Here is a 24,396-nt window from a genome sequence, read left to right on the forward strand (position 1 = left end):
GGACTCAACATGGAAAAAGGCTCGCTGTTATACGAAGGAAAAGCCAAACGGATTTACGCAACGGATGACCCTGATGTCGTATGGATCCATTATAAAAATTCCGCCACGGCCTTCAATGGGGAAAAGAAGGCGGATATCGCTGGGAAGGGCGTCCTGAATAACAAGATTTCCAGTCTGTTATTTTCAAAGCTTGCCGAACGCGGCATCCAGAGTCATTTCATCAAACAGCTGTCGGATGAAGAGCAGCTTGTGAAAAAGGTGGATATCATTCCACTCGAAGTCGTGGTCCGCAATGTGATCGCAGGCAGCCTGTCGAAGCGTCTGGGCAGGGAGGAAGGCGAGGAGATGCCTTCACCGATCATCGAGTTTTACTACAAGGATGATGCGCTGGGGGATCCACTCATCAATGATGACCACATCGATTACCTTGGGGTTGCGACCAGTGAAGAGCGCCGGGAGATCAGGGATATGGCCCTTCAGGTCAACCGCGTCCTGCAAACGATCTTCAATGAGGCTGGTGTGATCCTCGTCGATTTCAAGCTTGAGTTCGGAAAGGACCGGGAAGGACAGATACTCCTCGGGGATGAAGTATCGCCGGATACATGCCGATTATGGGATGCCGAGACGCGCCAGAAGCTCGACAAAGATGTGTTCAGAAGAGGAATCGGTAGTTTGACAGAAGTATATGCCATCATACTAGAGCGATTGGGAGGAACTGCACATGTATAAAGTCAAAGTATATATCACCCTGAGAGAAAGCGTATTGGACCCACAAGGAAGCGTCGTGAAGAATGCCCTGCATTCCATGGAGTTCACGGAAGTGGAAGAGGTTCGTGTCGGGAAATATATGGAGCTGAGCCTCCCGTCATCTGTAAAAAACGTTGAGGCGGCCGTTGAAGAGATGTGCCACCGCCTGCTTGCCAATCCGGTCATCGAAGACTACCGATATGAAATCGAGGAGAGTGTCGCTCAATGAAGTTCGCGGTCATCGTATTTCCAGGATCCAACTGTGATGTAGACATGTATCATGCGATCAAGGATGAAATCGGCGAGGAAGTCGAGTATGTATGGCATGAGGAAGCGAGCCTTGAAGGCTTCGATGCCATCCTGCTGCCCGGCGGATTCTCGTATGGCGACTATCTCCGTTCAGGTGCCATCGCCCGTTTCTCCAACGTCATGAAGGAAGTGATCAAGGCTGCGGGAGAAGGAAAGCCCGTACTTGGTGTATGCAATGGATTCCAGGTACTGCTTGAATCCGGACTTCTGCCAGGTGCCATGAGACGGAACGATCATCTGAAGTTCATCTGCAAGACCGTACCGTTGAAGGTCGAAACCAATGAAACGATGTTCACGAACAGCTATGAAAAGGGTGACGAGATCCAGATCCCGATTGCCCATGGAGAAGGCAATTATTTCTGTGACGAAGAGACGCTCAAGGAACTGAAGGCCAACAATCAGATCGTGTTCACCTACGGCGGGGATAATCCGAACGGAAGCGTAGCGGATATTGCCGGGATCACGAATCACGCAGGCAACGTCCTTGGTATGATGCCTCACCCTGAGAGGGCCATGGAACCTTTACTAGGTAGTGAAGACGGGAAGAAATTATTTCAATCGATTGTGAAGCACTGGAGGGAACAACATGTCGTTAATGCTTGAACCGACTTCAAAGACAGTTAAAGAGGAAAAGCTTTACCGGGATATGGGGTTGACCGATGAAGAATTCACGATGGTGGAAGAGATCCTCGGAAGGACACCGAACTATACGGAAACCGGCCTTTTCTCGGTCATGTGGTCCGAGCACTGCAGCTACAAGAACTCTAAGCCGGTCCTCCGCAAGTTCCCGGTCACGGGCGAACGCGTCCTGCAGGGTCCTGGGGAAGGCGCGGGAATCGTCGATATCGGCGACGACCAGGCCGTGGTCTTCAAGATCGAGAGCCATAACCACCCATCAGCCATCGAACCCTACCAGGGGGCGGCGACGGGTGTCGGAGGCATCATCCGTGATGTATTCTCCATGGGGGCTCGCCCTATCGCACTCCTCAACTCTCTTCGCTTTGGAGAGTTGGATTCTCCTCGTGTTCAGTATCTATTTAAAGAAGTAGTGGCAGGGATCGCCGGCTACGGGAACTGCATCGGCATCCCGACGGTCGGGGGTGAAGTGCAATTCGACGCTTCCTATGAGGGGAATCCCCTCGTCAATGCCATGTGTGTCGGATTGATCGACCATAAAGACATCAAGAAGGGCCAGGCCCACGGAGTCGGCAACACCGTCATGTACGTCGGCGCGAAGACAGGACGCGACGGGATCCACGGGGCGACATTTGCGTCGGAGGAGCTCAACGAAGGATCGGACGAGAAGCGTCCAGCCGTTCAGGTAGGCGACCCGTTCATGGAGAAATTGCTCCTTGAAGCGTGCCTTGAGCTCATCCATAACGATGCACTTGTCGGGATCCAGGATATGGGGGCTGCAGGACTGACAAGCTCCTCGGCTGAAATGGCTTCAAAAGCCGGATCCGGTATTGAGATGAACCTTGACCTGATCCCGCAGCGTGAAACGGGGATGACGGCGTATGAAATGATGCTGTCTGAGTCCCAGGAACGCATGCTCATCGTCGTCAAGAAAGGACGCGAGCAGGAAATCGTCGATCTCTTCTCCAAATATGATCTTGAAGCGGTATCCGTCGGGCATGTAACGGATGACCAGCGTCTCCGCCTCACCCATAAAGGCGAAGTCGTAGCCGATGTGCCGGTCGATGCACTGGCTGAAGAAGCACCGGTCTACCATAAACCATCCAAAGAAGCGGCGTACTACAAGGAATTCCAGGCGATGGAGACCCCGGTGCCGACTGTGGACGATTATAAAGAAACCCTTCTCTCCCTCCTTCAGCAGCCGACGATTTCAAGCAAGGAATGGGTCTATGATCAATATGACCATCAGGTGAGGACGAGTACGGTTGTCAGCCCGGGCTCCGATGCGGCTGTCGTCCGCGTGCGCGGGACAAGGAAGGCCCTTGCCATGACAACGGACTGTAATTCTCGCTATCTGTATCTCGATCCGGAAGTAGGCGGGAAGATTGCTGTTGCAGAAGCAGCCCGTAACATCGTCTGCTCAGGAGCGATCCCCCTTGCCATCACAGACTGCCTGAACTTCGGTAATCCCGAGAAGCCGGAGATTTTCTGGCAGATCGAGAAATCGGTCGATGGGATGAGTGAAGCCTGCCGGGAGCTGAGCACACCGGTCATCGGAGGGAATGTATCCCTTTATAATGAATCAATGGGAACAGCGATCTACCCGACACCGGTTGTCGGTATGGTCGGCTTGATCGAAGACATCGACCACATCACCACCCAAAGCTTCAAAGCGGAAGGGGACCTCATCTATCTGCTGGGTGAAACGCTCGAAGAGTTCGGAGGCAGCGAGCTTCAGAAGATGACGGAAGGGAAGATCTTCGGCCATGCACCGGCGATCGATCTGAAAGTGGAGCTTCGTCGTCAGATGCAGCTTCTCGAAGCCATCCAGGAAGGCCTTGTCGCCTCTGCCCATGATCTTGCAGAAGGCGGTCTGTCTGTCGCCCTTGCTGAATCGGCTTTCGGAACGGAAGGCCTTGGAGCGGAAGTGACGCTGGCAGGATCAAACCCTGTAGCGGATCTGTTCAGTGAAACTCAATCCCGCTTCCTCATCACCGTCAAGCCGGAACATCAGGAAGCATTTGAACGGCTAGTATCTGAAACGACCCTCATCGGTCGCGTAACGGATGATGCGGCCATATCCATCAATTCCGAGGGTGAAGGCGGCCTCATCAATGCATCGGTCCAAGAGCTGGAAGCAGCTTGGAAAGGAGCCATCCCATGCTTACTGAAATCAAAGGCTTAAACGAAGAGTGCGGTGTGTTCGGCATCTGGGGTCATCCCAATGCCGCACAGATCACTTATTATGGACTCCACAGCCTGCAGCACAGGGGACAGGAGGGGACGGGAATCGTCGTATCTGACGGGGAACGCCTCCGCTGCCTGAAGGGAGAAGGCCTCGTCACAGAGGTTTTCCATGAAGGGACAATCGAGAAGCTGGAAGGAACGGGAGCCATCGGCCATGTCCGCTATGCTACGGCTGGAGGCGGCGGGTATGAAAACGTACAGCCCCTCCTCTTCAACTCCCAGACCGGCGGCCTTGCCCTCGCCCATAACGGGAACCTGGTGAATGCCAACGGACTCAAGCATCAGCTTGAAGGACAGGGGAGCATCTTCCAGACGACCTCGGATACAGAGGTCCTGGCCCATCTGATCAAACGAAGCGGATTTTCCAGCCTGAAGAACCGCGTCCGCAATGCCCTTTCCATGGTCAAGGGAGCGTATGCCTTCGTCATCATGACCGAAGATGAGCTCATGGTCGCCCTCGATCCCCATGGACTGCGCCCTCTTTCACTCGGGAAGATCGGGGATGCGTACTGTGTGGCATCTGAAACATGTGCGTTTGATATCGTCGGGGCGGAATTCATCCGGGACGTCGAGCCTGGTGAACTTCTTGTCATCAATGATGAAGGTGTGACATCCGAGAAATTCAGTTTCTCCAGCGGCAACGCCATGTGCACGATGGAATATGTGTATTTCTCCAGACCGGACAGCAATATCCAAGGTGTGAACGTCCACTCCGCACGGAAGCGGATGGGGATGGAGCTTGCGAAGGAAGCACCGATCGAAGCGGACGTCGTGACGGGGGTGCCGGACTCCAGTATCTCGAGTGCCATCGGATATGCAGAGGCTTCGGGCATCCCGTATGAGCTCGGGCTCATCAAGAACCGTTACGTCGGCAGGACGTTCATCCAGCCGTCCCAATCGCTGCGTGAGCAAGGCGTGAAGATGAAACTCTCCCCGGTGCGCGGCGTCGTGGAAGGGAAGCGGGTCGTGATGGTCGATGACTCCATCGTACGCGGAACGACAAGCAGGCGGATCGTCAGCATGCTGAAAGAAGCGGGGGCGAAGGAAGTTCACGTGTGCATCAGCTCGCCGCCGATCAAGAATCCGTGCTTCTACGGCATCGATACGTCCACACATGAAGAGTTGATCGCAGCGAACAACTCCGTGGAAGAGATGAGGCAGATCATCGGAGCTGATTCCCTCACGTTTTTGTCAACGGAAGGGGTCATGAAGGCGATCGACCGGAACGACAATTCCGACAATCGCGGGCAGTGTCTGGCATGCTTCACAGGGAAGTATCCGACTGAGATCTATCCGGATACCCTTCATCCACACGAAAAAGAGCTAGTGAAATAGGAGGAAGATTGATGGCTAATGCATATCGGCAAGCAGGAGTTGACATAGAAGCAGGATACGAATCCGTCGATCGGATCAAGAAGCACGTCAAGCGGACGGCCCGGGAAGGCGTCCTTGGTCAGTTGGGGAGCTTCGGCGGCATGTTCGACCTCTCGGCATTGAACTTGAAGGAGCCGGTCCTCGTCTCCGGGACGGACGGAGTCGGGACGAAGCTGAAGCTCGCCTTCCAGGCGGATCGCCATGACACCATCGGCATCGACTGCGTCGCCATGTGTGTGAATGACATCGTGGTCCAGGGAGCGGAACCCCTATATTTCCTTGATTATATTGCCACCGGCAAAGCCGTCCCTGAAAAGATCGAAGCGATCGTCAAAGGGATTGCCGACGGCTGCGAGCAGGCAGGCTGTGCCTTGATCGGCGGAGAAACCGCGGAGATGCCGGGGATGTATGCAGATGATGAGTATGATATTGCCGGATTTTCCGTCGGCGCCTGCGAGAAGAAGGCGATTGTGACGGGAGAAGAGATCCGCGAAGGTGACGTCCTCATCGGCCTCGCGTCCAGCGGTATCCACAGTAACGGCTATTCCCTCGTGAGGAAGGTCTTCTTCGATGATCATGATTTCAGGCTTGAAGATGCGCTTCCCGGATGGGACGCCCCTCTTGGTGAAGTCCTCCTGACACCGACGAAGATTTACGTGAAGCCGGTATTGGAGACGCTGAAGGCATTCTCCATCAAGGGAATGAGCCATGTGACGGGCGGTGGATTCATCGAGAACATCCCGCGTATGCTCCCGGATGGACTGAAAGCCCATATCACCGAAGGGGCGTGGGACATCCCTCCGATCTTCGGAGCCCTTGAAGAATACGGCCGCATCCCGAGGGAAGAGATGTACAACATCTTCAATATGGGGATCGGATTCGTTATGGCCGTCGAGAAGGGAGTGGCTGAAGAGGTCCTTGCCTTCTTGAATGGCATCGGCGGGGAAGCGGCCATCATCGGGCATGTCGCCGAAGGGAACGGCGTGACGATTTCTCCTGCCTCAGGAAGCGGACGATCATGAAGAAGATTGCCGTGTTTGCATCGGGGAGCGGAAGCAACTTTCAATCGATCGTGGATGAAATCGACAGCGGTACGCTTGAAGCCGATGTCCGCCTGCTCGTATGCGATCGCCCCGGTGCCAGGGCGACGGAGCGTGCGGAAGCGGCAGGGATCCCAGTCTTCTCCTTCCGGGCGAAAGAGTATGAAAGCAAGGAAGCCTTCGAACGTGAGATCATCCGCGAACTGGAAGCGGCAGGGGTGGAGTTCATCGTCCTTGCCGGTTACATGAGGCTGATCGGGCCGACACTGCTGGAGGCGTTCGGCGGAAGGATCGTCAATATCCATCCTTCCATCCTGCCGGCATTTCCGGGCAAGGATGCCATCGGACAGGCGTTCGATGGCGGGGTGAAGGTGACCGGGGTCACGATTCATTATGTGGACGCCGGAATGGATACGGGTGAGATCATCGCCCAGGAAGCCGTGACCGTGGAGGAAGATGAAACAAGAGAGTCCCTTCAGCGCAAGATCCAGGCAGTCGAGCACCGTTTGTACCCGGCAACATTACGCGACCTGTTCAGAAAAAAAGTGATGGGTCGATCGCTTTAATATGGTAGAGTGGTAACGTAGGAAGTAACTAACACCCTGAGGAGGATTCACATTGAAAAAAAGAGCATTGATCAGTGTTTCGGATAAAAGCGGAGTGATCGAATTTGCAAGCGAGCTCCGGGCATTGGGTTTTGAGATCATTTCAACAGGAGGTACGAAGCGTCTTCTTCGTGACAGCGGAGTAGAAGTCATCGGAGTAGAAGACGTGACTGGGTTCCCTGAGATCCTTGAAGGGCGCGTCAAGACCCTTCATCCGTTCATTCATGGCGGTCTTCTGGCTAAGCGCGGCGAGGAAAGCCATCTTGAGCAGATGAAAGAGCAGGGCATCGAAGGAATCGATCTTGTCTGTGTCAACCTGTATCCATTCCAACAAACGATCTCCAAACCGAATGTCGAAGCGGATGAGGCCATCGAGAACATCGATATCGGTGGACCGACGATGCTTCGTGCCGCAGCAAAGAATCATCAATATGTCACTGTCGTCGTCGATCACCTTGATTACGAAGACGTGCTGGCCGAGCTCAAAGTCAATGGAGTCGTTCCTCATGAGAAACGCAGGAAGCTAGCGGCCAAAGTGTTCCGCCATACAGCCGCGTATGATGCCTATATCGCAGAATATATGACCGAACTTGCAGGCGAAGAAAACCCTGAGCGCCTGACCCGCACGTTCGAGCTGAAGCAGGCGCTGCGATACGGTGAAAATCCACACCAGGAGGCATCCTTCTATCGTTCAGCCCTTGGGTCGGATTTCTCCATTGCCATGGCGAGACAGCTTCACGGGAAGGAGCTTTCCTATAACAACATCAGCGATGCCAATGCAGCCCTTCAGATCGTAAAGGAATTCGACGGTCCGGCAGCGGTCGCCGTCAAGCATATGAACCCTTGCGGAGTCGGTGTCGGGGAAACGATTCTCGAAGCGTACGAAAAGGCGTATGAAGCGGACTCCACGTCCATTTTCGGCGGCATCGTCGCCTTGAACCGCCAGGTAGATGAAGCGACAGCCAGAATGCTTCATGAGATTTTCCTTGAGATCGTCATCGCTCCTGCATTCAGCGACGAAGCATTCGAGATCCTTTCAGGCAAGAAGAATATCAGGCTCATGACCGTACCGTTCGATTCCGTGAAGAAATCGGAGCGCCGATTGACATCGGTTGAGGGCGGCCTGCTTGTACAGGCAGACGATACGCACACCCTCGAGCAGGCAGATGTCCGCGTCGTGACGAAACGTCAACCGACAGAAGAAGAATGGGATGCACTGAAGCTCGGATGGAAGGTCGTCAAACACGTGAAATCCAACGCCATCGTCGTGACGGACGATCAGATGACCCTCGGTGTCGGTGCAGGTCAGATGAACCGTGTCGGCGCCGCCAAGATCGCCCTTGAACAGGCGGGTGAACGAGCGAAGGGTGCGTCCCTCGCTTCCGATGCCTTCTTCCCGATGGGAGATACTGTCGAGACGGCAGCGGCAGCCGGCATCACGGCCATCATCCAACCGGGCGGGTCGATCCGGGACGAGGAATCGATCAAGATGGCGGATGAGCATGGAATCGCCATGGTCTTCACGGGCGTGCGCCATTTCAAACATTAAGATCATGCTGCCCCTCCTGAATGTGAGGGGCTTCCCTATCAAAAGGAGGTTCTACTGATGAACGTGTTAGTGATTGGACGTGGCGGCCGTGAGCATGCCATCTGCAAAAAGCTTGCCGAAAGTGACAGTGTGTCAAAGGTGTATTGTGCTCCCGGGAATGCGGGCATCTCCGAGGTGGCGCAGCTTGTGCCGATCCAGGAGACGAATATCCGGGCCCTTGTGGAGTTTGCCAGGGCGGAAAAGCTTGATTTCACATTCGTCGGTCCGGAAAATCCCCTTCTGGAAGGGATCGTCGATGTGTTCAGGGAGGAGTCGCTCCCGATCTTCGGTCCGACCAAGGATGCGGCGATCATTGAAGGGAGCAAATCGTTCTCCAAACAGCTCATGAAGGATTATGGGATCCCGACAGCGGACTATGAAGTATTCACCCATGCAGCGGATGCCATTGAGTATGTAAAGGGGAAAGGTGCACCCATCGTCATCAAAGCCGATGGTCTTGCAGCCGGTAAAGGGGTCGTTGTAGCCGGTACGGTGGAGGAAGCGGTCGGGGCGCTGGAGGACATGCTCGTGAATGCCCGTTTCGGCGATGCTTCCCAGAAGGTTGTGGTGGAAGAGTGTCTGTTCGGTGAAGAATTCTCCCTCATGGCCTTTGTGGACGGTACGACCGTCCACCCCATGGTGATTGCACAGGATCACAAGCGTGCACATGATGGGGATGAAGGGCCGAATACAGGCGGGATGGGGGCATACTCCCCGGTTCCCCACATTCCTGATGCGGTGGTGCAGGATGCCGTGAAGACCGTCCTCGAACCGACGGCTCGTGCCATGGTCGAAGAAGGTCGCCCGTTCACGGGGATCCTTTATGCAGGTCTGATGCTCACGAGTGATGGCCCGAAAGTCATTGAATTCAATGCCCGCTTCGGTGATCCTGAAACCCAGGTGGTACTGCCTCGGCTGACATCCGACTTCGGCCTTGTTGTGAAGCACTTGATCGAAGGGAAGGACGTATCCCTGGAGTGGAGCGGGGAAGCGGTGGTCGGTGTCGTCCTCGCTGCCGAAGGTTATCCGGGGTCCTACAGGAAGGGCGTGCCGATCCCGGATCTGAGCGCGTTTGAACTTGTGTACCATGCAGGGACGGAGGCGGGTGCAGCAGGACTAGTCTCCAATGGGGGAAGGGTCCTCCTCACAGCGGCAAAGGGACCATCGGTTGAACAGGCCATGGAAGCAGTCTATGAAAAGCTGGGACCGCTGGAAACGCCGGGTCTCTTTTATCGAACGGATATCGGGGCGAAGGCTATCGGACGCGTTTCTTCCTGACACGTTTCACGTAGACGAAGAGAAATGCCACGATCCCTCCGATGATGGACAGCAGGACATAAGACATATCCGTGATGTATTCAAGCATGTTTCAACACTCCTTTTCATACGAATGAGAGTGCCGGGATCCCCGGCACTCTTTTCTTTGTGTCTTAGTTCTTTGTGAAGCCGGAATCAGGAATCCCGCCTTTTAACGCTTTGGCTACCTCATCATTGGAGAATTGCTCCGGGTTGAACTCGCTTTTCTTTTCTTGATGCGGTTCCGGGTGCACAGGTGCATGCTTCGCCGGTTCATGTTGATTGTGGTGCTCGTGACCCCCATGCTCGTCCTTCTTATTCCAAGAGAACATATCTTTCATGTTCATGCCTTTGTCAGAGTCCCTTCCCATAAGGTCTGTGACAGGACAGTACTTCAGGAATCCTTCCCCGATTTTCATGGCTGCGACGGCTGCGACGAGCAGATAGGACTTCCTCCACGGGCGTTTGACAAGCTTTGCAGTGGTCCAGGCGAGGAGGGTGAAACCGATGGTGATCCTCACGAGGGCGTTGATGATTCCGATGTTTGATGATACCTTCATTTCCTTCATCTCCTTAGGTGTAAAATTCACATAATTGTTTAAACCTTTACTGCGTTAAATAGTAAAATATGTTAGCATGGGAACTATACTATTATCATTCCACTAGAGGAGTGTTCACATTGGAACAACGCTACAGATGGAAGAACAAAGAGCTAAGAGAACATGTACAGGTGCTGGATGGACAGCGCTCCCCTAGCATGCTCCTGAAGAATGCCACATACCTACATTCGACTCTCAAGAAATGGGTTGAGGGACATATCTGGATCGACCGCGACCGCATCGTATATGCCGGGGACCGCCTGCCGGAACATACATCGGACTGCGAGATCATCGATTGCCGCTCCCACTATCTTGTTCCGGGCTACATCGAACCGCATGTTCACCCGTTTCAGCTTTATAATCCCCAGACTTTCACCAAGTATGCATCTCAGACCGGTACAACGACATTTATCAACGACAATCTGATGATGTTTTTATTATCTGGAAAAAAGAAAGCGTTTACTTTATTGAAGGAGCTCAATAAACTGCCGGTGACCATGTACTGGTGGACGCGCTTCGATTCACAGACGGAGATGATACAGGAAGAAACGGCGTTCTCGAATCGGGAAGTGAAATCCTGGCTGGCGCATGACGCTGTCATCCAGGGTGGCGAACTGACGGCATGGCCACGTCTTCTGGAGGGGGATGATCTCATCCTCCACTGGATGCAAGAAGCGAAACGGATGGGCAAGGTCGTGGAAGGCCACTTGCCGGGTGCTTCGGATAAGACGATCGCGAAGCTCCGTCTTCTTGGAATTGACGGGGATCATGAATCCATGACCGGTGAAGACGTGTATAAGCGACTCCTCCAAGGGCTGACCGTCACCCTGAGGCATTCTTCCATCCGACCGGATCTCCCGGTTTTGTTGGAAGGGCTGAAGGAGCAGGGGATCGACACGTATGATTCCCTCTTGTTCACAACAGACGGGTCGACTCCCGCCTTTTATGAAGAAGGTGTGATGAACGGCTTGATCAATATGGCCATCGAGAGCGGCATCCCGGAAGTAGAAGCGTTCAATATGGCGAGCTATAATGCAGCCCGACATTACGGGATCGGGCATCTTCACGGGATGATTGCGACGGGCCGCGTGGCCAACATAAACTTCTTGAAGAAGAAGGACGATGCGACGCCCGTTTCGGTGCTGGCGAAAGGGAAGTGGGTGCTGAAGGACGGGGAACCAGTGAAAGAGGATACCGTCATCCCTTGGTCGGCCAATGGTTTCAAGCCCCTCGATCTCCACTGGGAGGCAGGCTATGATGATATGCAGTTCTCCATGCCGTTCGGGATTGAAATGGTCAATGACGTCATCACGAAACCGTATTCCATCACGATCAACCCATCCCAGGATGTTCTCTCTACGGAGCACGATGAATCCTTCCTCCTCATGCTCGACCGCGGAGGGAAGTGGAGGATCTCGACGATGATCAAAGGATTCGCACACTCTGTAATGGGGTTTGCGTCGTCTTACTCCAATACGGGGGACATCATCGTGATCGGGAAGAGCAAGCCAGATATGATTGCGGCATTCAACCGCATGAAGGAGCTGGGCGGAGGGATCGTCCTGACGGAAAACGGAGAAGTCATCCAGGAAATCCCCCTGCCGTTGAGCGGGATCCTTTCCGACAAGGAGATGCCCGAATTGATCGGGGAAGAAAAGGCACTGAAAGAGGCGCTGATCGAGAGGGGCTATACGTTTGCCGATCCGATCTATACCTTGCTCTTCCTCCAGTCGACGCATCTTCCTTATATCCGGGTCACACCGAAAGGAATCTATGATGTCATGAATAAAACGGTACTCTTTCCGACGATAATGCGTTAAAATATGAAAGTAAGTTCATTTTAATAAAATAGGGGTGTTCAGCATGCTTGTTCGATTCATGGCCATTGCCATAAGCGTGCTCACACTTGTCGCATGCAGCTCAAATCAGCCAACGAATCCGACTGACAATGAAGATGCCGTCCCAGTATCAGAAGATAAGACAGGTGCTGAGTCCCACTCTCCTCTAACAGGGGAAGTCCAGGATGAAGGAGATGGCAGGTCCATCGCCGTCATGATCAATAATCATCCGAAGGCAAGACCGCAATCAGGCTTATCCAAGGCGGATATCGTCTATGAAATCCTCGCTGAAGGGAACATTACGCGTTTTCTGGCCATTTTTCAGAGCGAAAGGCCTGAGAATGTCGGTCCTGTAAGGAGTGCAAGGGATTATTACATCAGTCTCGCAAAGGGGTATGACAGTCTGTTCATCGCACATGGTTATTCTCCTGATGCGAAAAAGATCCTTCAGGGCGGCTCTGTTGATAACCTGAATGGAATCAGCTATGATGGTACATTGTTCAAACGGGCAAGCTCACGTAAGGCACCCCATAATTCCTATATCACGTTCGAGAACATCAAGAAGGGTGCCGATGATCTGGGGTATGACCTTTCCGCCCCACCCAAGAATCTCGCTTTCTCGGATGATCCGGCAAAAGGGAAGGCTGCAGGCTCCATCATGGTGTCCTATCAGGATCCTTCGTTCGATTCCACTTTCATCTATAACAGTGATGAAGGCAAATATGAACGGTATTCAGCAGGCGACCAAACCGTGGAAGACGGAACAAAGAACCCCGTCTTCATCGAGAATCTGCTGATCATCCAAGCGCGTCATGAGGTCGTCGACACCTCGGGCAGGCGGATGATCGACTTTGAAAGCGGAGGGAAGGCTTACCTGATTCAGGATGGCATCCTCCGGGACGTCAACTGGAAGAACGAAGGAGGGCGCATCCTTCCTTATCAGGACGGAAAACCGATTCCTTTCCACCCGGGCCACACGTGGATCTCTGTGATCCCCGATTCCCCGGGACTGTCGGAAGCCGTATCCTATGAGTAAGGAAGATGATCTTCTTCTCTGCGCGTTACGGCACTAATTTTTAGCAAATAAAGGAGTATACCACTATGCAAATCAATAAACTTCGGGGCAAAGAGCTCGATCAGCTCTTCAATGCCGTCCTTTCACTTCAGGATCTGGAAGAGTGCTATCGTTTCTTCGATGACCTCTGTACCATCAATGAAATTCAATCACTGGCCCAGCGCCTTGAGGTGGCACGCATGCTTCAGGACGGGAATACCTATCATAAAATCGAAACGGAGACCGGTGCCAGTACTGCCACCATCTCACGTGTTAAGCGCTGCTTGAACTATGGGAACGATACGTATCAACTTGTGCTCGACCGCGTTCATAAAAAAGACGATAACGAGGAAGACAGCTGATTGCAGCCGTCTTTCTTTTTTTGTCCGGCGACGGATTTCTTCAACTTTTTTACAGCCGACGATGGTATGCGATGCCTGTCCGTAAATGATATAATACGTTAGATGGAAGAATGAATGGAGGAACGACAGTATGTATGATGTCCGGCAGTGGAGCCATGTGTTTAAATTAGATCCGAACAAAACCATAGAAGATGGAGAGCTTGAAGCCATCTGTGAATCCGGGACCGATGCCATCCTGGTAGGGGGAACGGACGGTGTGACCCTTGAGAATGTCCTGGATTTAATGGCTCGTGTGCGGCGCTATACGGTTCCCTGTATCCTTGAAGTTTCAAATATGGAATCCCTGACACCGGGCTTCGACTTGTATTTCATCCCGATGGTATTGAATAGTTCCGACACCGATTGGGTAACGGGACTGCATCATCAAGCCGTGAAGGAATACGGAGAGATCATGAACTGGGAGGAGATCCTTGTGGAAGGTTACTGCATCATGAACCCCGACTGCAAGGCGGCACAGCTGACCGGCGCAACGGGCGCCCTTGATGCTGAGGATGCAGCTGCCTATGCCCGCATGGCCGAAGAGATGTTCCACCTGCCGATCTTCTACCTGGAGTACAGCGGGAAGTATGGGGATATCGAAACCGTCAAAGAAGTGAGCGGTGCCCTGAATGAGACGACGTTCTTTTACGGCGGGGGCATCTCGAATGCCCGACAGGCAAAGGAGATGGCAGACATTGCCGATGTGATCGTGGTCGGGAATGCCGTGTATGATAATCTGAAAGAAGCGCTCAAAACCGTAAAAGCTGTAAAAGGATAAAAGTAGCCATTGGCCTTAGCATAAAGTATAATGATAAAAAACAGAACGTATGTTCGTTATGGTGGTGAAGAGAATGCAATTTTTGACTGATCGATTATTGAACGGGATGAATCCGCAGCAGGCAGAAGCCGTGAAGGCGACCGACGGGCCGCTGTTGATCATGGCAGGTGCAGGCTCCGGGAAGACGCGGGTGTTGACCCACCGGATTGCCTATCTGATGGTGGAAAAAGGAGTCAATCCTTATAATATACTGGCCATCACGTTCACCAATAAAGCGGCAAGGGAGATGAAGGACCGGATCACGAATATCCTCGGGGGCGCATCCGAGAGTATCTGGATCTCGACCTTCCACAGCATGTGTGTACGGATCCTCAGAAGGGATATCGACCGGATCGGCATCAACCGGAACTTCACGATCCTCGATACGACGGATCAGCAGTCCGTCATCAAGTCGATCCTGAAGGACCGCAACATCGATCCGAAGAAATTCGATCCACGATCGATCCTCGGCTCGATCAGCTCAGCGAAGAATGAACTGATCCCTACTGAAGAATTCGCGAAGAATGCAGGGAGCTACTACGATCAGGTCGTATCCGATGTTTATACGGAATACCAGAGGCGCCTAAGGAAGAATCAGGCACTCGACTTCGATGATCTGATCATGACGACGATCCAGCTGTTCCAAAGGGTGCCGGAAGTGCTTGAATTCTATCAGCGCAAATTCCAATATATCCACGTGGATGAGTATCAGGATACGAACAGGGCCCAGTACATGCTCGTCAAACTCATGGCGTCACGCTTCCAGAACCTCTGTGTCGTCGGTGACTCCGATCAGTCCATTTATAAATGGCGGGGTGCCGATATCGCCAACATCCTATCCTTCGAGAAGGATTATCCGAGGGCCAAAGTGATCCTCCTCGAGCAGAATTACCGCTCGACGAAGCGGATCCTCCAGGCGGCGAACGAAGTCATCCAGAAGAACTCGAATCGTAAGCCGAAGAACCTGTGGACGGAAAATCATGACGGCGAGAAAATTTCCTATTTCAGAGCGGATACGGAGCAGTCCGAAGCGCAGTTCGTAACGGGGAAAATCAAAGAGATGGTGGATTCCGGAAAGCGGAAATACTCCGACTTTGCCATCCTGTACCGGACGAATGCCCAGTCCCGTGTCATGGAGGAAGTTCTCCTCAAGTCGAATATCGAATATGCCATCGTCGGCGGAATCAAGTTCTACGATCGTAAAGAGATCAAGGACATCTTGGCCTATCTGCGCCTCATCTCCAATCCCGATGATGATATCAGCCTTCAAAGGGTGATCAACGTACCGAAGCGGGGAGTGGGGGCGACGTCCCTCGATAAGATTGCCCGCTATGCCCAGGACCATGATATTTCCATGTTCACGGCCCTTGAAGAAGCTGATTTTATCGGCTTGAGCCCGAAAATCACAAAAGCCGTGGTTGAATTCAAGGAAATGATCAAAGGCTATACAGGGATGCAGGAATACTTGTCCGTCACCGAACTCGTGGAAGAGATACTCGATAAGTCGGGATACAATGACATGCTGAAGGCAGAGAAATCCATCGAATCCCAGAGCCGTCTCGAGAACTTGGACGAGTTCCTCTCGGTCACGAAGGAATTCGAAAAGTCGAATGAAGACAAGAGCCTGGTGGCCTTCCTGACCGACCTCGCCCTTGTAGCCGATATCGACAAGCTGGATGAAGACGATAAGCCGAAGGATGCCGTCATCCTGATGACGCTCCATGCGGCGAAGGGGCTTGAGTTCCCTGTTGTCTTCCTGATGGGGATGGAAGAAGGGGTATTCCCTCACAGTCGATCCCTTATGGAAGAAGACGAGATGGAGGAAGAGCGCAGGCTTGCGTATGTCGGCATCACCCGTGCCGAGGAAGAACTGTATCTTTCAAATGCCCAGATGCGCACGCTCTTCGGGCAGACAAAGATGAATCCTGTATCGCGCTTCATCAATGAAATCCCTGCAGACCTGCTGGATAATGTGATGACCGAGAAGAAAAGCGCGATCTCCTTCCAGTCATCCCGCCCGGCAGCGCGCCCGGCGCCGAGAAAACCGGTTTCACGTCCGGCACCGGCATCAGGAGGAGCTGCTGCAAGCTGGCAGGTCGGTGACAAAGCGCAGCATAAGAAATGGGGGACAGGCACCGTGGTCAGCGTGAAAGGATCCGGTGACGGCGTCGAACTCGACATCGCCTTCCCAAGTCCAACCGGGATCAAGCGTCTGCTGGCGAAATTCGCCCCGATTGAAAAAGTGTGATCAACCTACAAATCGTCTGAAAGGGCTGTGTGGAAATGGAACGACAATCAGCTGAAAAGCGCGTGCAGGAGCTGCACGAAACCTTGAATCAGTATAACTACGAATATCATGTACTCGATAAGCCGTCGGTTCCGGATTCAGAATATGATCAGCGTCTGAGGGAGCTCATCGAACTTGAGGACCAATTTCCGGACCTGAAGTCACCGGATTCCCCTACGCAACGGGTCGGGGGGCAATCCTTGATTTCTTTGAAAAAGTCGAGCACAGGACGCCCATGCTCAGTCTCGGGAATGCCTTCAACGAGCAGGATCTACGGGATTTCGACAGACGTGTCCGCCAGGCAGTCGGCGACGATTTTTCCTACGTATGCGAACTGAAGATCGATGGTCTGGCCGTTTCCCTCCGCTATGAGGATGGCCGCTTCGTTCAGGGTGCTACCCGGGAGATGGTTCTATCGGAGAAGACATCACTTCCAACCTGAAGACGATCCGCTCGATTCCCCTGAAAGTGAAAGAAACGGCCGCATTTGAAGTGAGGGGCGAGGCGTTCATGCCGAAGCGGTCGTTTGAAGCATTGAATGCAGCGAAAGAGGAGCGGGGAGAAGAACCGTTTGCCAATCCGCGTAATGCGGCGGCTGGCTCCCTTCGTCAGCTTGATCCGAAAATCGCCGCTTCACGGAATCTGGATATCTTCCTCTATGCCTTGGCGGAAATCGGGGATATGGGAATCGAGTCGCACAGCGAGGGGCTCGACCGGCTGGATGAGCTTGGATTCAAGACAAATCCGGAGCGCAAACGGTGTGCCACGATTGAGGAAGTGCTGGAATACGTGGAGAAATGGACGCAGGGCCGCCCTGATCTCTCATATGACATCGACGGGATCGTCATCAAAGTGGATGCCCTCGATCAACAGAGTGAGCTCGGGACGACGGCGAAGAGTCCAAGATGGGCCATTGCTTTCAAGTTTCCTGCAGAAGAAGTCGTTACGATCCTGAAGGACATTGAGCTGAGCGTCGGGCGTACAGGCGTGGTGACACCTACTGCAATCCTCGAACCTGTAAGGGTTGCAGGGACGACCGTTCAGCGTGCCTCATTACATAATGAGGACCTCATCAGGGAGAAAGACATCAAGATCGGCGACCACGTCGTAATCAAAAAGGCAGGGGACATCATCCCTGAAGTGGTGAACGTACTCGAAGAAAAGCGTACCGGCGAAGAACAGGAATTCTCCATGCCGACCCACTGTCCGGAATGTGAAAGCGAACTGGTGCGATTGGAAGGAGAGGTTGCTCTCCGGTGCATCAATCCGAAATGTCCTGCTCAGATCAGGGAAGGACTCATCCATTTCGTTTCACGGAATGCCATGAACATCGACGGGCTGGGAGAGAAAGTCATCAGCCAGTTGTTCAGGGAACAGCTCATTGAAGATGTAGCCGACTTGTATCGACTGGAACGCGATCAGCTCCTGGCCCTTGAACGGATGGGGGAGAAATCCGTTGATAATCTCCTTGCTGCCATCGAAGCGTCGAAGAAGAATTCACTCGAGAAGCTGCTGTTCGGCCTGGGGATCCGTCACGTCGGTGCCAAAGCTGCAAAGACCCTCTCCCAGGAATTCGGGACGATGGACAAGCTTTCCGCGGCATCTGCCGAAGAACTGACAGCCATCAATGAAATCGGCGGGAAGATGGCAGAAGCTGTGGTTGCCTATTTCGAAAACGAAGAAGTGCAGGAGCTGATCCTCGAACTGAAGGATGCCGGAGTGAACATGGACTATAAAGGCCCGAAACCGGTTGCTGCAAGCGACGTGGATTCCTATTTCGCAGGAAAGACCATCGTTCTTACAGGAAAGATCGAACAGCTCAGCCGGAATGAAGCGAAAGAACGGATCGAAGCCCTAGGAGGCAAAGTGACAGGAAGCGTGAGCAAGAAGACCGATCTCGTCATTGCCGGAGAAGAGGCAGGCTCCAAGCTGACGAAGGCCAATGAGCTGGAGATCGAGGTTTGGGATGAGGATAAGCTGATGGAAGAACTAAACCGATAAGAGGTGTAGCAACGAATGAAAAAAGGAATCGTGGCCGCTCTCTCCGTACTGTTCCTACTGGGAGGATGTGCACCGACGTTTGAGAAGCAGGATCAGGTCGTTCAAGAGAACAAAGCCGATGAAGGAGAGAAAGCGATTATACCGAGCTTTCAAATTTCAGAAGACTATTACAAGACGATGCTGCCTTATGAGACCAGTGAAACCCGTGGCGTTGTCGTAAACGACCTCGGATCACGATATGATATCAATGAAATCGAGACAGGGCTTATGCGGGTTGCCCAGAATCAATTCCCTACAGACCAGTATTTTTTCAAAGAAGGGAAATACCTCGATAAGGAAACCGTAGACAGCTGGCTGCAGCGTGAGTATACGAGCAAGCAGCTGAAGGATAAGAAGATGAAGGAGTCAGAGAATGTCGGGCTGAATCCTGTCCAGGAGGACGGCGACACAGAACCGATCTACCTCGCCCATCTTGTAGAACATAACTATCTCAAGAAGACCGATGATGGGAAAAGTGTTCAGCTTGGAGGGGTTGTAATCGCCCTCTCCCTGAACTCGGTCCAGTATGAAACGAATATGTCCAGCGGTGCCAGGACCGTCAAGAATATCAGCAATGACGAGCTGAAGCAGCAAGGAATGAAGATGGCTGAAGAGGTCGTGAAACGCCTTCGTCAGAAAGACGGACTCAAAAACGCCCCGATCATGATTGCCCTTTACAAGCAGGCGCCGAAAGATGAACGCGTACCCGGTCATTTCTTTGCCTACTCGACAGCAGGGAACGGAGAAGACACAATCCAGAAATGGAATGATGTCAACGAAAGCCATTATCTCTTCCCTTCACCGGAAGCGGCCGATGCCCATCCGAATGATTACAAAGTGTTCAAGACTTTGAAAGATGATGTGGAGGATTACTTCCCCGTGTATACGGGTTTGACCGGCCAAGCACTATATGAAGATGATAAACTGGCAAAAATGAATTTTGAAGTCGCCCTCACCTTTGAAGGGAAGACCGAAACCATTGGATTTGCCCAGCATCTTTCCTCTATGATCACGAAACATGTGCCTGAAAGCTGGGACATGGAATTGACCATTTCCTCTTCTGACGGGCCCGAAGCCCTCATCGTGAAGAAAAAAGGAAGCAAGGAAACCTACGTCCATATCTATGAATAAGCATGAACCCCGTCCTTGAAAGGACGGGGTTTTTTGCTGTTCTGCGAGATTTGTCGAACGATATGCGATAAAAAGGTGTTCCATAACAGATTTATCTGTTATACAATACAAACATGTTAAATAAACTGTATTATAACAATGCAGAGTGGAAGGTGTGATGAGTAAGGATGGACACCAAAGTGGATGGCATGAGAATAAAGGGTGAAGAATCATACAAAGAGATTCTCACCGATGAAGCACTGGGATTCTTGGAACAGCTGGAAAGGCGTTTCGGTCAAAGGCGGAAGGAACTGCTCGAAGCAAGGGAGAATCGTCAGAAACGCTTTGATGAAGGGGAATCCCCAGATTTTTTGAACGAGACGGAGCATATCCGCAAGCTTGCCTGGAAGGTGGATGAACTGCCGGAAGCCCTTAAGGATCGCCGGGTGGAAATCACCGGTCCGGTCGACCGCAAGATGATGATCAATGCGTTGAACTCCGGGGCCAAATGCTTCATGGCGTGCCTGGAGGATGCGACATCTCCGACTTGGCAGAATGTCATGGAAGGGCAAATCAATCTGCGGGATGCCGTAGACGGTTCGATCCGCTACAGCCAGCCCGGCGGGAAAGAATACCGGCTCAACGGGCAAGGGGCCGTACTCATCGTCAGACCGAGGGGGATGCACCTGGAGGAGAAGCATATTGAGCTGGACGGTGAACCTCTCTCCGCTGGACTGGTTGATTTCGGACTGCATCTCTTCCACAGTGGGCGGAAGCTCGCCGGGACGGGGAGGGGGCCATTTTTCTACCTTCCCAAACTTGAAAGTCACCAGGAAGCCCGCTTCTGGAATGATGTGTTCGTCTTTTCCCAGGAGGCGGTAGGACTGCCGAAGGGGACGATCAAGGCAACGGTGCTGATCGAGACCATCACCGCTGCGTTTGAGATGGATGAAATCCTCTATGAACTGAAAGAGCACTCGGCTGGCCTGAACTGTGGCCGTTGGGATTATATCTTCAGCTATATCAAAAAATTCCGCACGAAGGGAGTCCTTCCCGATCGCTCCACCGTCACCATGACAGCACCGTTCATGCGGGCCTACTCACTGCTTACGATAAAGACCTGTCACCGGAGAGGGGCACCGGCGATAGGGGGAATGGCGGCGCAGATTCCCATTAAAGGCGACCCCGCAAAGAACGAGGAAGCTTTCCGGAAGGTACGACAGGATAAGGAACGGGAAGCAAGGGACGGACATGACGGCACATGGGTCGCTCATCCCGGGCTGGTACAGGTCGCAAAAGACGTGTTTGACGGGGAGATGCCCGGGGATAATCAGATTGCGGATAAACGTCTGACCGGTCTTCAGATCACAGCGGAGGATCTCCTCCAGCTGCCGGATGGAGGGATCACGGAAGAAGGAGTTCGCCTTAATATCAACGTGGGGATCCGCTATGTATCTGCCTGGCTGAAGGGGCAGGGGGCCGTACCGATTAACCACCTGATGGAGGATGCAGCAACCGCCGAGATATCCAGGGCGCAGCTATGGCAGTGGATCAGGCATCCGGATGGCGTCCTTGCAGATGGACGGAAGCTGACAATGGAACTCTATGAAGCCATCAAGCAGGAAGAGCTTACGAGAATCAAAGAAGAATTTGGCACCGCGTATGAAGAGAAACGCATCCCGGAAGCGGTGGAACTGTTCGATGAATTGATCAGGAATGACAGGTTCGAAGAGTTTTTGACGCTGAAAGGCTATGAGATTCTCTAAGGAAAACGGGAAGAACGAAATTCATATAACCATCCTAAGGGATGAAACAAAAAGGAGTGTTGGAAATGGTGAAGTCGATGAATGAGCGGGTAATGGAGCTTCAAGAAGGATGGGAGAGAGAAGAGCGGTGGAAAGGAGTCACGAGGCCCTACTCGGCTCAAGACGTGATCCGTTTGAAGGGGAGTATGGATATCGAGCATACGATCGCGAAGAAAGGGTCGGAGAAGCTTTGGAGGCTCCTTCATGAGGAATCCTATGTCCACGCCCTCGGGGCACTGACGGGCAATCAGGCTGTCCAGCAGGTGAGGGCGGGTCTGAAAGCCATTTATCTGAGCGGCTGGCAAGTGGCAGCAGATGCGAATCTATCAGGGCAGATGTATCCGGATCAAAGCCTCTACCCCGCCAATTCCGTTCCGTCGGTGGTCAAGCGGATCAACCAGGCCCTGCAGCGTGCCGATCAGATCCACTATGTAGAAGGAGATGAATCCATCGATTGGTTCGTACCGATTGTAGCGGATGCCGAAGCCGGATTCGGGGGGCAGCTGAACGTATTCGAACTGATGAAGGGCATGATCGAGTCGGGGGCTTCAGCCGTTCATTTCGAGGATCAGCTGTCATCTGAGAAGAAATGCGGCCATCTTGGCGGGAAGGTCCTTCTTCCGACCCAGACGTCTGTGAAGAATCTGATTTCTGCCAGGCTTGCCGCCGATGTATCAGGAGTCCCGACCATCATCATCGCGCGGACGGATGCCAATGCCGCCGATTTGATCACCAGTGATGTCGATCCGTATGATGCCCCGTTCATCACGGGTGAAAGGACGCCGGAAGGTTTCTTCAGGACCCGGTCGGGACTGGACCAGGCCATCAGCAGGGGACTCGCTTATGCCCCATTTGCCGATCTGATCTGGTGTGAAACGTCCGAACCGAACCTGGAAGAAGCAAGACGGTTTGCAGAAGCCATCCATGAGCAATACCCGGGAAAACTTTTGGCCTACAACTGTTCCCCGTCCTTCAACTGGAAGAAGAAGCTGGACGATGAGACCATCGCCAAGTTCCAGAGGGAGCTCGGCGCCATGGGCTACAAATTCCAGTTCGTGACCCTCGCCGGCTTCCATGCGCTGAATCACAGCATGTTCGAGCTTGCCAGGGGATACAGGGATCGCGGGATGGCAGCCTACTCTGAACTCCAGGAAGCCGAATTCGGCAGCGAGGTGCATGGGTACTCAGCCACAAGGCATCAGAGGGAAGTCGGGACCGGGTACTTCGATGAAGTGTCCATGGTCATCACAGGCGGGAATTCTTCCACCACCGCCCTCAAAGGCTCCACTGAAGCAGCACAATTCTGATTCGACGGGAATCCGTCCGCACGCAGCGGACGGATTTTTTATGCATCGGGATGAATGATTATTCCATCTGGTCATGTAAGGACGCATTGTGCAGATCAGGGGTAACGGACCAACGTCACCTATATTCAGGTAAAAAACGGGGACCAATTACCAAACTATTTAAATAAAATAATTATTTATAAATATACTATTGATTTTATTAATATACATACCTATAATTATACCTAATTTAAAAAATATGTGAGTGGTGAATGCAATGAAAGTTGGAATTGTCGGGAGCACGGGATATGGGGGCGTCGAGTTGTACCGGCTGCTGTCCAACCATCCGGAAGTCAGGGAGTCTGTCCTGTACTCGTCCTCCCTTGACGGAACACCTTATACGGACCAATATCCCCATCTTTATGGGATCAGTGAACAACGTGTCCATCCGATCGATGAAGATGAAATGAAGGGCCTCGACGTGGTCTTCTTGGCGACGCCTTCCGGAATTTCAAAGAAGATGACACCCGGACTACTTGGTGGCCAGGCGAAGGTGATCGACCTTTCGGGAGATTTGCGGCTGAAAGGACACGGAGCCTATGAAGACTGGTACCACGGCGAAGCAGCACCCGCTGACATCCTTGAAAGGGCTGTGTATGGCCTGGCTGAGTGCAACGGCCGTGTGATCAGGGATGCCGAGTTGATTGCCAATCCCGGCTGCTTCCCGACCGCTGTACTCCTTGGCCTGTACCCACTGGCTGCTGCCGGGAAGATCAAACCGGGCAGTGTCATCATCGATGCTAAGACGGGACTCTCCGGTGCAGGGCGCAAAGCCTCTCTCTCTAGTCATTTCGCGGAAACCCATGAGAACTTCCGTATCTATAAAGTACATGAGCACCAGCATACACCGGAAATCGAACAGCAGCTTCACGAATGGGATCCCGATACGGGGCCGATCACTTTTTCCACCCATCTCGTGCCCATGACGAGGGGCATCATGGCGACGATCTATGTGGAGCTGAAGGATCCTTCTTCCACTGAAGAGCTCCTCGCTTCCTACCGTGACGCTTACGATGACCATTCCTTTGTCCGGGTACGACCCAAAGGAGGGTTCCCAGGGACAAAAGAGGTGTTCGGGACCAACTATTGCGACATCGGCTTGTCCATGGACGAGCGGACGGGCCGCGTCACGATTGTATCTGTCATCGACAACCTGATGAAAGGTGCAGCCGGTCAGGCGGTCCAGAATATGAACATGATGTTCGGCTGGCATGAAACGACAGGGCTGCATCACTATCCAATTTATCCTTAAGAGGA

The 24,396-nt window shown here is 52.9% G+C and carries 20 protein-coding genes and 1 pseudogene; 19 read left to right on the forward strand and 2 right to left on the reverse strand.

All coding sequences use genetic code 11. The features are described 5' to 3' along the window. The first annotated feature begins 9 nt into the window (after positions 1 to 9). From purC to purD, 9 genes are read left to right on the forward strand one after another with little or no spacing between them, the layout of a single operon-like run. Positions 10 to 729 (forward strand): phosphoribosylaminoimidazolesuccinocarboxamide synthase, encoded by a 720-nt coding sequence (purC, locus tag D5E69_RS02035; protein WP_048014866.1) that lies wholly within the window; start codon positions 10 to 12, stop codon positions 727 to 729. Continuing rightward, positions 722 to 976: a phosphoribosylformylglycinamidine synthase subunit PurS gene (purS, locus tag D5E69_RS02040; protein WP_048007507.1), complete on the forward strand. Its 255-nt coding sequence runs from the start codon at positions 722 to 724 to the stop codon at positions 974 to 976. Before purC ends, purS begins: the two co-directional genes overlap by 8 nt. Continuing rightward, a complete protein-coding gene (gene purQ / locus D5E69_RS02045) occupies positions 973 to 1,659 on the forward strand; it encodes a phosphoribosylformylglycinamidine synthase subunit PurQ (RefSeq protein WP_048007508.1) in 687 nt (228 codons plus the stop codon). Before purS ends, purQ begins: the two co-directional genes overlap by 4 nt. After that, on the forward strand, positions 1,643 to 3,877 hold the full coding sequence (gene purL / locus D5E69_RS02050; protein WP_048012137.1) for a phosphoribosylformylglycinamidine synthase subunit PurL: 2,235 nt from the start codon (positions 1,643 to 1,645) through the stop codon (positions 3,875 to 3,877). The genes purQ and purL overlap by 17 nt, the downstream gene beginning before the upstream one ends. After that, positions 3,853 to 5,274, forward strand: a complete 1,422-nt coding sequence (gene purF, locus D5E69_RS02055; protein WP_048007551.1) for an amidophosphoribosyltransferase — start codon at positions 3,853 to 3,855, stop codon at positions 5,272 to 5,274. The genes purL and purF overlap by 25 nt, the downstream gene beginning before the upstream one ends. An 11-nt stretch (positions 5,275 to 5,285) precedes the next feature. Continuing rightward, a complete protein-coding gene (gene purM / locus D5E69_RS02060; protein ID WP_063190569.1) occupies positions 5,286 to 6,335 on the forward strand; it encodes a phosphoribosylformylglycinamidine cyclo-ligase in 1,050 nt (349 codons plus the stop codon). Next, positions 6,332 to 6,919, forward strand: coding sequence for a phosphoribosylglycinamide formyltransferase (gene purN, locus D5E69_RS02065; RefSeq protein ID WP_063190568.1), 588 nt, complete (start codon positions 6,332 to 6,334; stop codon positions 6,917 to 6,919). The genes purM and purN overlap by 4 nt, the downstream gene beginning before the upstream one ends. Positions 6,920 to 6,971: 52 nt before the next feature. Further along, positions 6,972 to 8,507, forward strand: a complete 1,536-nt coding sequence (gene purH / locus D5E69_RS02070) for a bifunctional phosphoribosylaminoimidazolecarboxamide formyltransferase/IMP cyclohydrolase (protein ID WP_048007512.1) — start codon at positions 6,972 to 6,974, stop codon at positions 8,505 to 8,507. Between the two features lie 57 nt (positions 8,508 to 8,564). Next, on the forward strand, positions 8,565 to 9,824 hold the full coding sequence (purD, locus tag D5E69_RS02075; RefSeq protein ID WP_048012141.1) for a phosphoribosylamine--glycine ligase: 1,260 nt from the start codon (positions 8,565 to 8,567) through the stop codon (positions 9,822 to 9,824). Here purD and D5E69_RS23950 read toward each other — a convergent pair. Both D5E69_RS23950 and D5E69_RS02080 read right to left on the reverse strand, forming a co-directional pair. Further along, positions 9,802 to 9,912 carry an EYxxD motif small membrane protein gene (locus D5E69_RS23950; RefSeq protein WP_323856363.1) on the reverse strand — a complete coding sequence of 37 codons (111 nt, stop codon included), beginning with the start codon at positions 9,910 to 9,912 and terminating at the stop codon, positions 9,802 to 9,804. The genes purD and D5E69_RS23950 overlap by 23 nt on opposite strands. A gap of 64 nt (positions 9,913 to 9,976) precedes the next feature. Further along, entirely contained in the window at positions 9,977 to 10,402 is a 426-nt protein-coding gene (locus tag D5E69_RS02080; RefSeq protein WP_082139425.1) for a YgaP family membrane protein, read from the reverse strand. A 68-nt stretch (positions 10,403 to 10,470) separates the two neighbouring features. Between D5E69_RS02080 and D5E69_RS02085 the strand changes: the two genes are divergently transcribed. The 10 genes and pseudogenes from D5E69_RS02085 to argC all read left to right on the forward strand — a co-directional run bounded on the left by D5E69_RS02085 (position 10,471) and on the right by argC (position 24,391). After that, positions 10,471 to 12,261, forward strand: coding sequence for an adenine deaminase C-terminal domain-containing protein (locus D5E69_RS02085; RefSeq protein WP_048007514.1), 1,791 nt, complete (start codon positions 10,471 to 10,473; stop codon positions 12,259 to 12,261). Between the two features lie 43 nt (positions 12,262 to 12,304). Further along, positions 12,305 to 13,315, forward strand: coding sequence for a DUF3048 domain-containing protein (locus tag D5E69_RS02090; protein WP_048014870.1), 1,011 nt, complete (start codon positions 12,305 to 12,307; stop codon positions 13,313 to 13,315). Between the two features lie 65 nt (positions 13,316 to 13,380). Further along, positions 13,381 to 13,695 carry a YerC/YecD family TrpR-related protein gene (locus D5E69_RS02095; protein WP_048007516.1) on the forward strand — a complete coding sequence of 105 codons (315 nt, stop codon included), beginning with the start codon at positions 13,381 to 13,383 and terminating at the stop codon, positions 13,693 to 13,695. Positions 13,696 to 13,825: 130 nt separating this feature from the next. Next, positions 13,826 to 14,512 (forward strand): heptaprenylglyceryl phosphate synthase, encoded by a 687-nt coding sequence (pcrB, locus tag D5E69_RS02100; protein WP_048007517.1) that lies wholly within the window; start codon positions 13,826 to 13,828, stop codon positions 14,510 to 14,512. Positions 14,513 to 14,585: 73 nt separating this feature from the next. Further along, complete coding sequence (pcrA, locus tag D5E69_RS02105; protein WP_048014871.1) at positions 14,586 to 16,799, forward strand: DNA helicase PcrA; 2,214 nt, start codon at positions 14,586 to 14,588, stop codon at positions 16,797 to 16,799. Positions 16,800 to 16,834: 35 nt separating this feature from the next. Further along, positions 16,835 to 18,839 (forward strand): annotated as a pseudogene (gene ligA / locus D5E69_RS02110) (NAD-dependent DNA ligase LigA). Positions 18,840 to 18,854: 15 nt separating this feature from the next. Further along, the gene (locus D5E69_RS02115; RefSeq protein WP_048012146.1) at positions 18,855 to 20,009 is read left to right on the forward strand and encodes a CamS family sex pheromone protein; all 1,155 of its coding nucleotides are present in this window, start codon (positions 18,855 to 18,857) and stop codon (positions 20,007 to 20,009) included. A 167-nt stretch (positions 20,010 to 20,176) separates the two neighbouring features. Further along, positions 20,177 to 21,754: a malate synthase A gene (gene aceB / locus D5E69_RS02120; protein WP_048014872.1), complete on the forward strand. Its 1,578-nt coding sequence runs from the start codon at positions 20,177 to 20,179 to the stop codon at positions 21,752 to 21,754. Positions 21,755 to 21,795: 41 nt separating this feature from the next. Beyond that, entirely contained in the window at positions 21,796 to 23,100 is a 1,305-nt protein-coding gene (aceA, locus tag D5E69_RS02125; protein WP_231578690.1) for an isocitrate lyase, read from the forward strand. A 256-nt stretch (positions 23,101 to 23,356) separates the two neighbouring features. Next, positions 23,357 to 24,391, forward strand: a complete 1,035-nt coding sequence (gene argC, locus D5E69_RS02130; RefSeq protein WP_048007522.1) for an N-acetyl-gamma-glutamyl-phosphate reductase — start codon at positions 23,357 to 23,359, stop codon at positions 24,389 to 24,391. Positions 24,392 to 24,396 lie beyond the last annotated feature (5 nt).

The organism is Rossellomorea marisflavi (genome assembly GCF_009806575.1).
Classification (GTDB): domain Bacteria; phylum Bacillota; class Bacilli; order Bacillales; family Bacillaceae_B; genus Rossellomorea; species Rossellomorea marisflavi_A.

Coding starts and splice junctions, on each gene's coding strand:
- purC (WP_048014866.1), top strand. CDS start 10: ATGGAAAAAGGCTCGCTGTTATACGAAGGAAAAGCCAAACGGATTTAC.
- purS (WP_048007507.1), top strand. CDS start 722: ATGTATAAAGTCAAAGTATATATCACCCTGAGAGAAAGCGTATTGGAC.
- purQ (WP_048007508.1), top strand. CDS start 973: ATGAAGTTCGCGGTCATCGTATTTCCAGGATCCAACTGTGATGTAGAC.
- purL (WP_048012137.1), top strand. CDS start 1,643: ATGTCGTTAATGCTTGAACCGACTTCAAAGACAGTTAAAGAGGAAAAG.
- purF (WP_048007551.1), top strand. CDS start 3,853: ATGCTTACTGAAATCAAAGGCTTAAACGAAGAGTGCGGTGTGTTCGGC.
- purM (WP_063190569.1), top strand. CDS start 5,286: ATGGCTAATGCATATCGGCAAGCAGGAGTTGACATAGAAGCAGGATAC.
- purN (WP_063190568.1), top strand. CDS start 6,332: ATGAAGAAGATTGCCGTGTTTGCATCGGGGAGCGGAAGCAACTTTCAA.
- purD (WP_048012141.1), top strand. CDS start 8,565: ATGAACGTGTTAGTGATTGGACGTGGCGGCCGTGAGCATGCCATCTGC.
- D5E69_RS23950 (WP_323856363.1), bottom strand. CDS start 9,912: ATGCTTGAATACATCACGGATATGTCTTATGTCCTGCTGTCCATCATC.
- D5E69_RS02080 (WP_082139425.1), bottom strand. CDS start 10,402: ATGAAGGTATCATCAAACATCGGAATCATCAACGCCCTCGTGAGGATC.
- D5E69_RS02085 (WP_048007514.1), top strand. CDS start 10,471: ATGTTAGCATGGGAACTATACTATTATCATTCCACTAGAGGAGTGTTC.
- D5E69_RS02090 (WP_048014870.1), top strand. CDS start 12,305: ATGCTTGTTCGATTCATGGCCATTGCCATAAGCGTGCTCACACTTGTC.
- D5E69_RS02095 (WP_048007516.1), top strand. CDS start 13,381: ATGCAAATCAATAAACTTCGGGGCAAAGAGCTCGATCAGCTCTTCAAT.
- pcrB (WP_048007517.1), top strand. CDS start 13,826: ATGTATGATGTCCGGCAGTGGAGCCATGTGTTTAAATTAGATCCGAAC.
- pcrA (WP_048014871.1), top strand. CDS start 14,586: ATGCAATTTTTGACTGATCGATTATTGAACGGGATGAATCCGCAGCAG.
- D5E69_RS02115 (WP_048012146.1), top strand. CDS start 18,855: ATGAAAAAAGGAATCGTGGCCGCTCTCTCCGTACTGTTCCTACTGGGA.
- aceB (WP_048014872.1), top strand. CDS start 20,177: ATGGACACCAAAGTGGATGGCATGAGAATAAAGGGTGAAGAATCATAC.
- aceA (WP_231578690.1), top strand. CDS start 21,796: ATGAAACAAAAAGGAGTGTTGGAAATGGTGAAGTCGATGAATGAGCGG.
- argC (WP_048007522.1), top strand. CDS start 23,357: ATGAAAGTTGGAATTGTCGGGAGCACGGGATATGGGGGCGTCGAGTTG.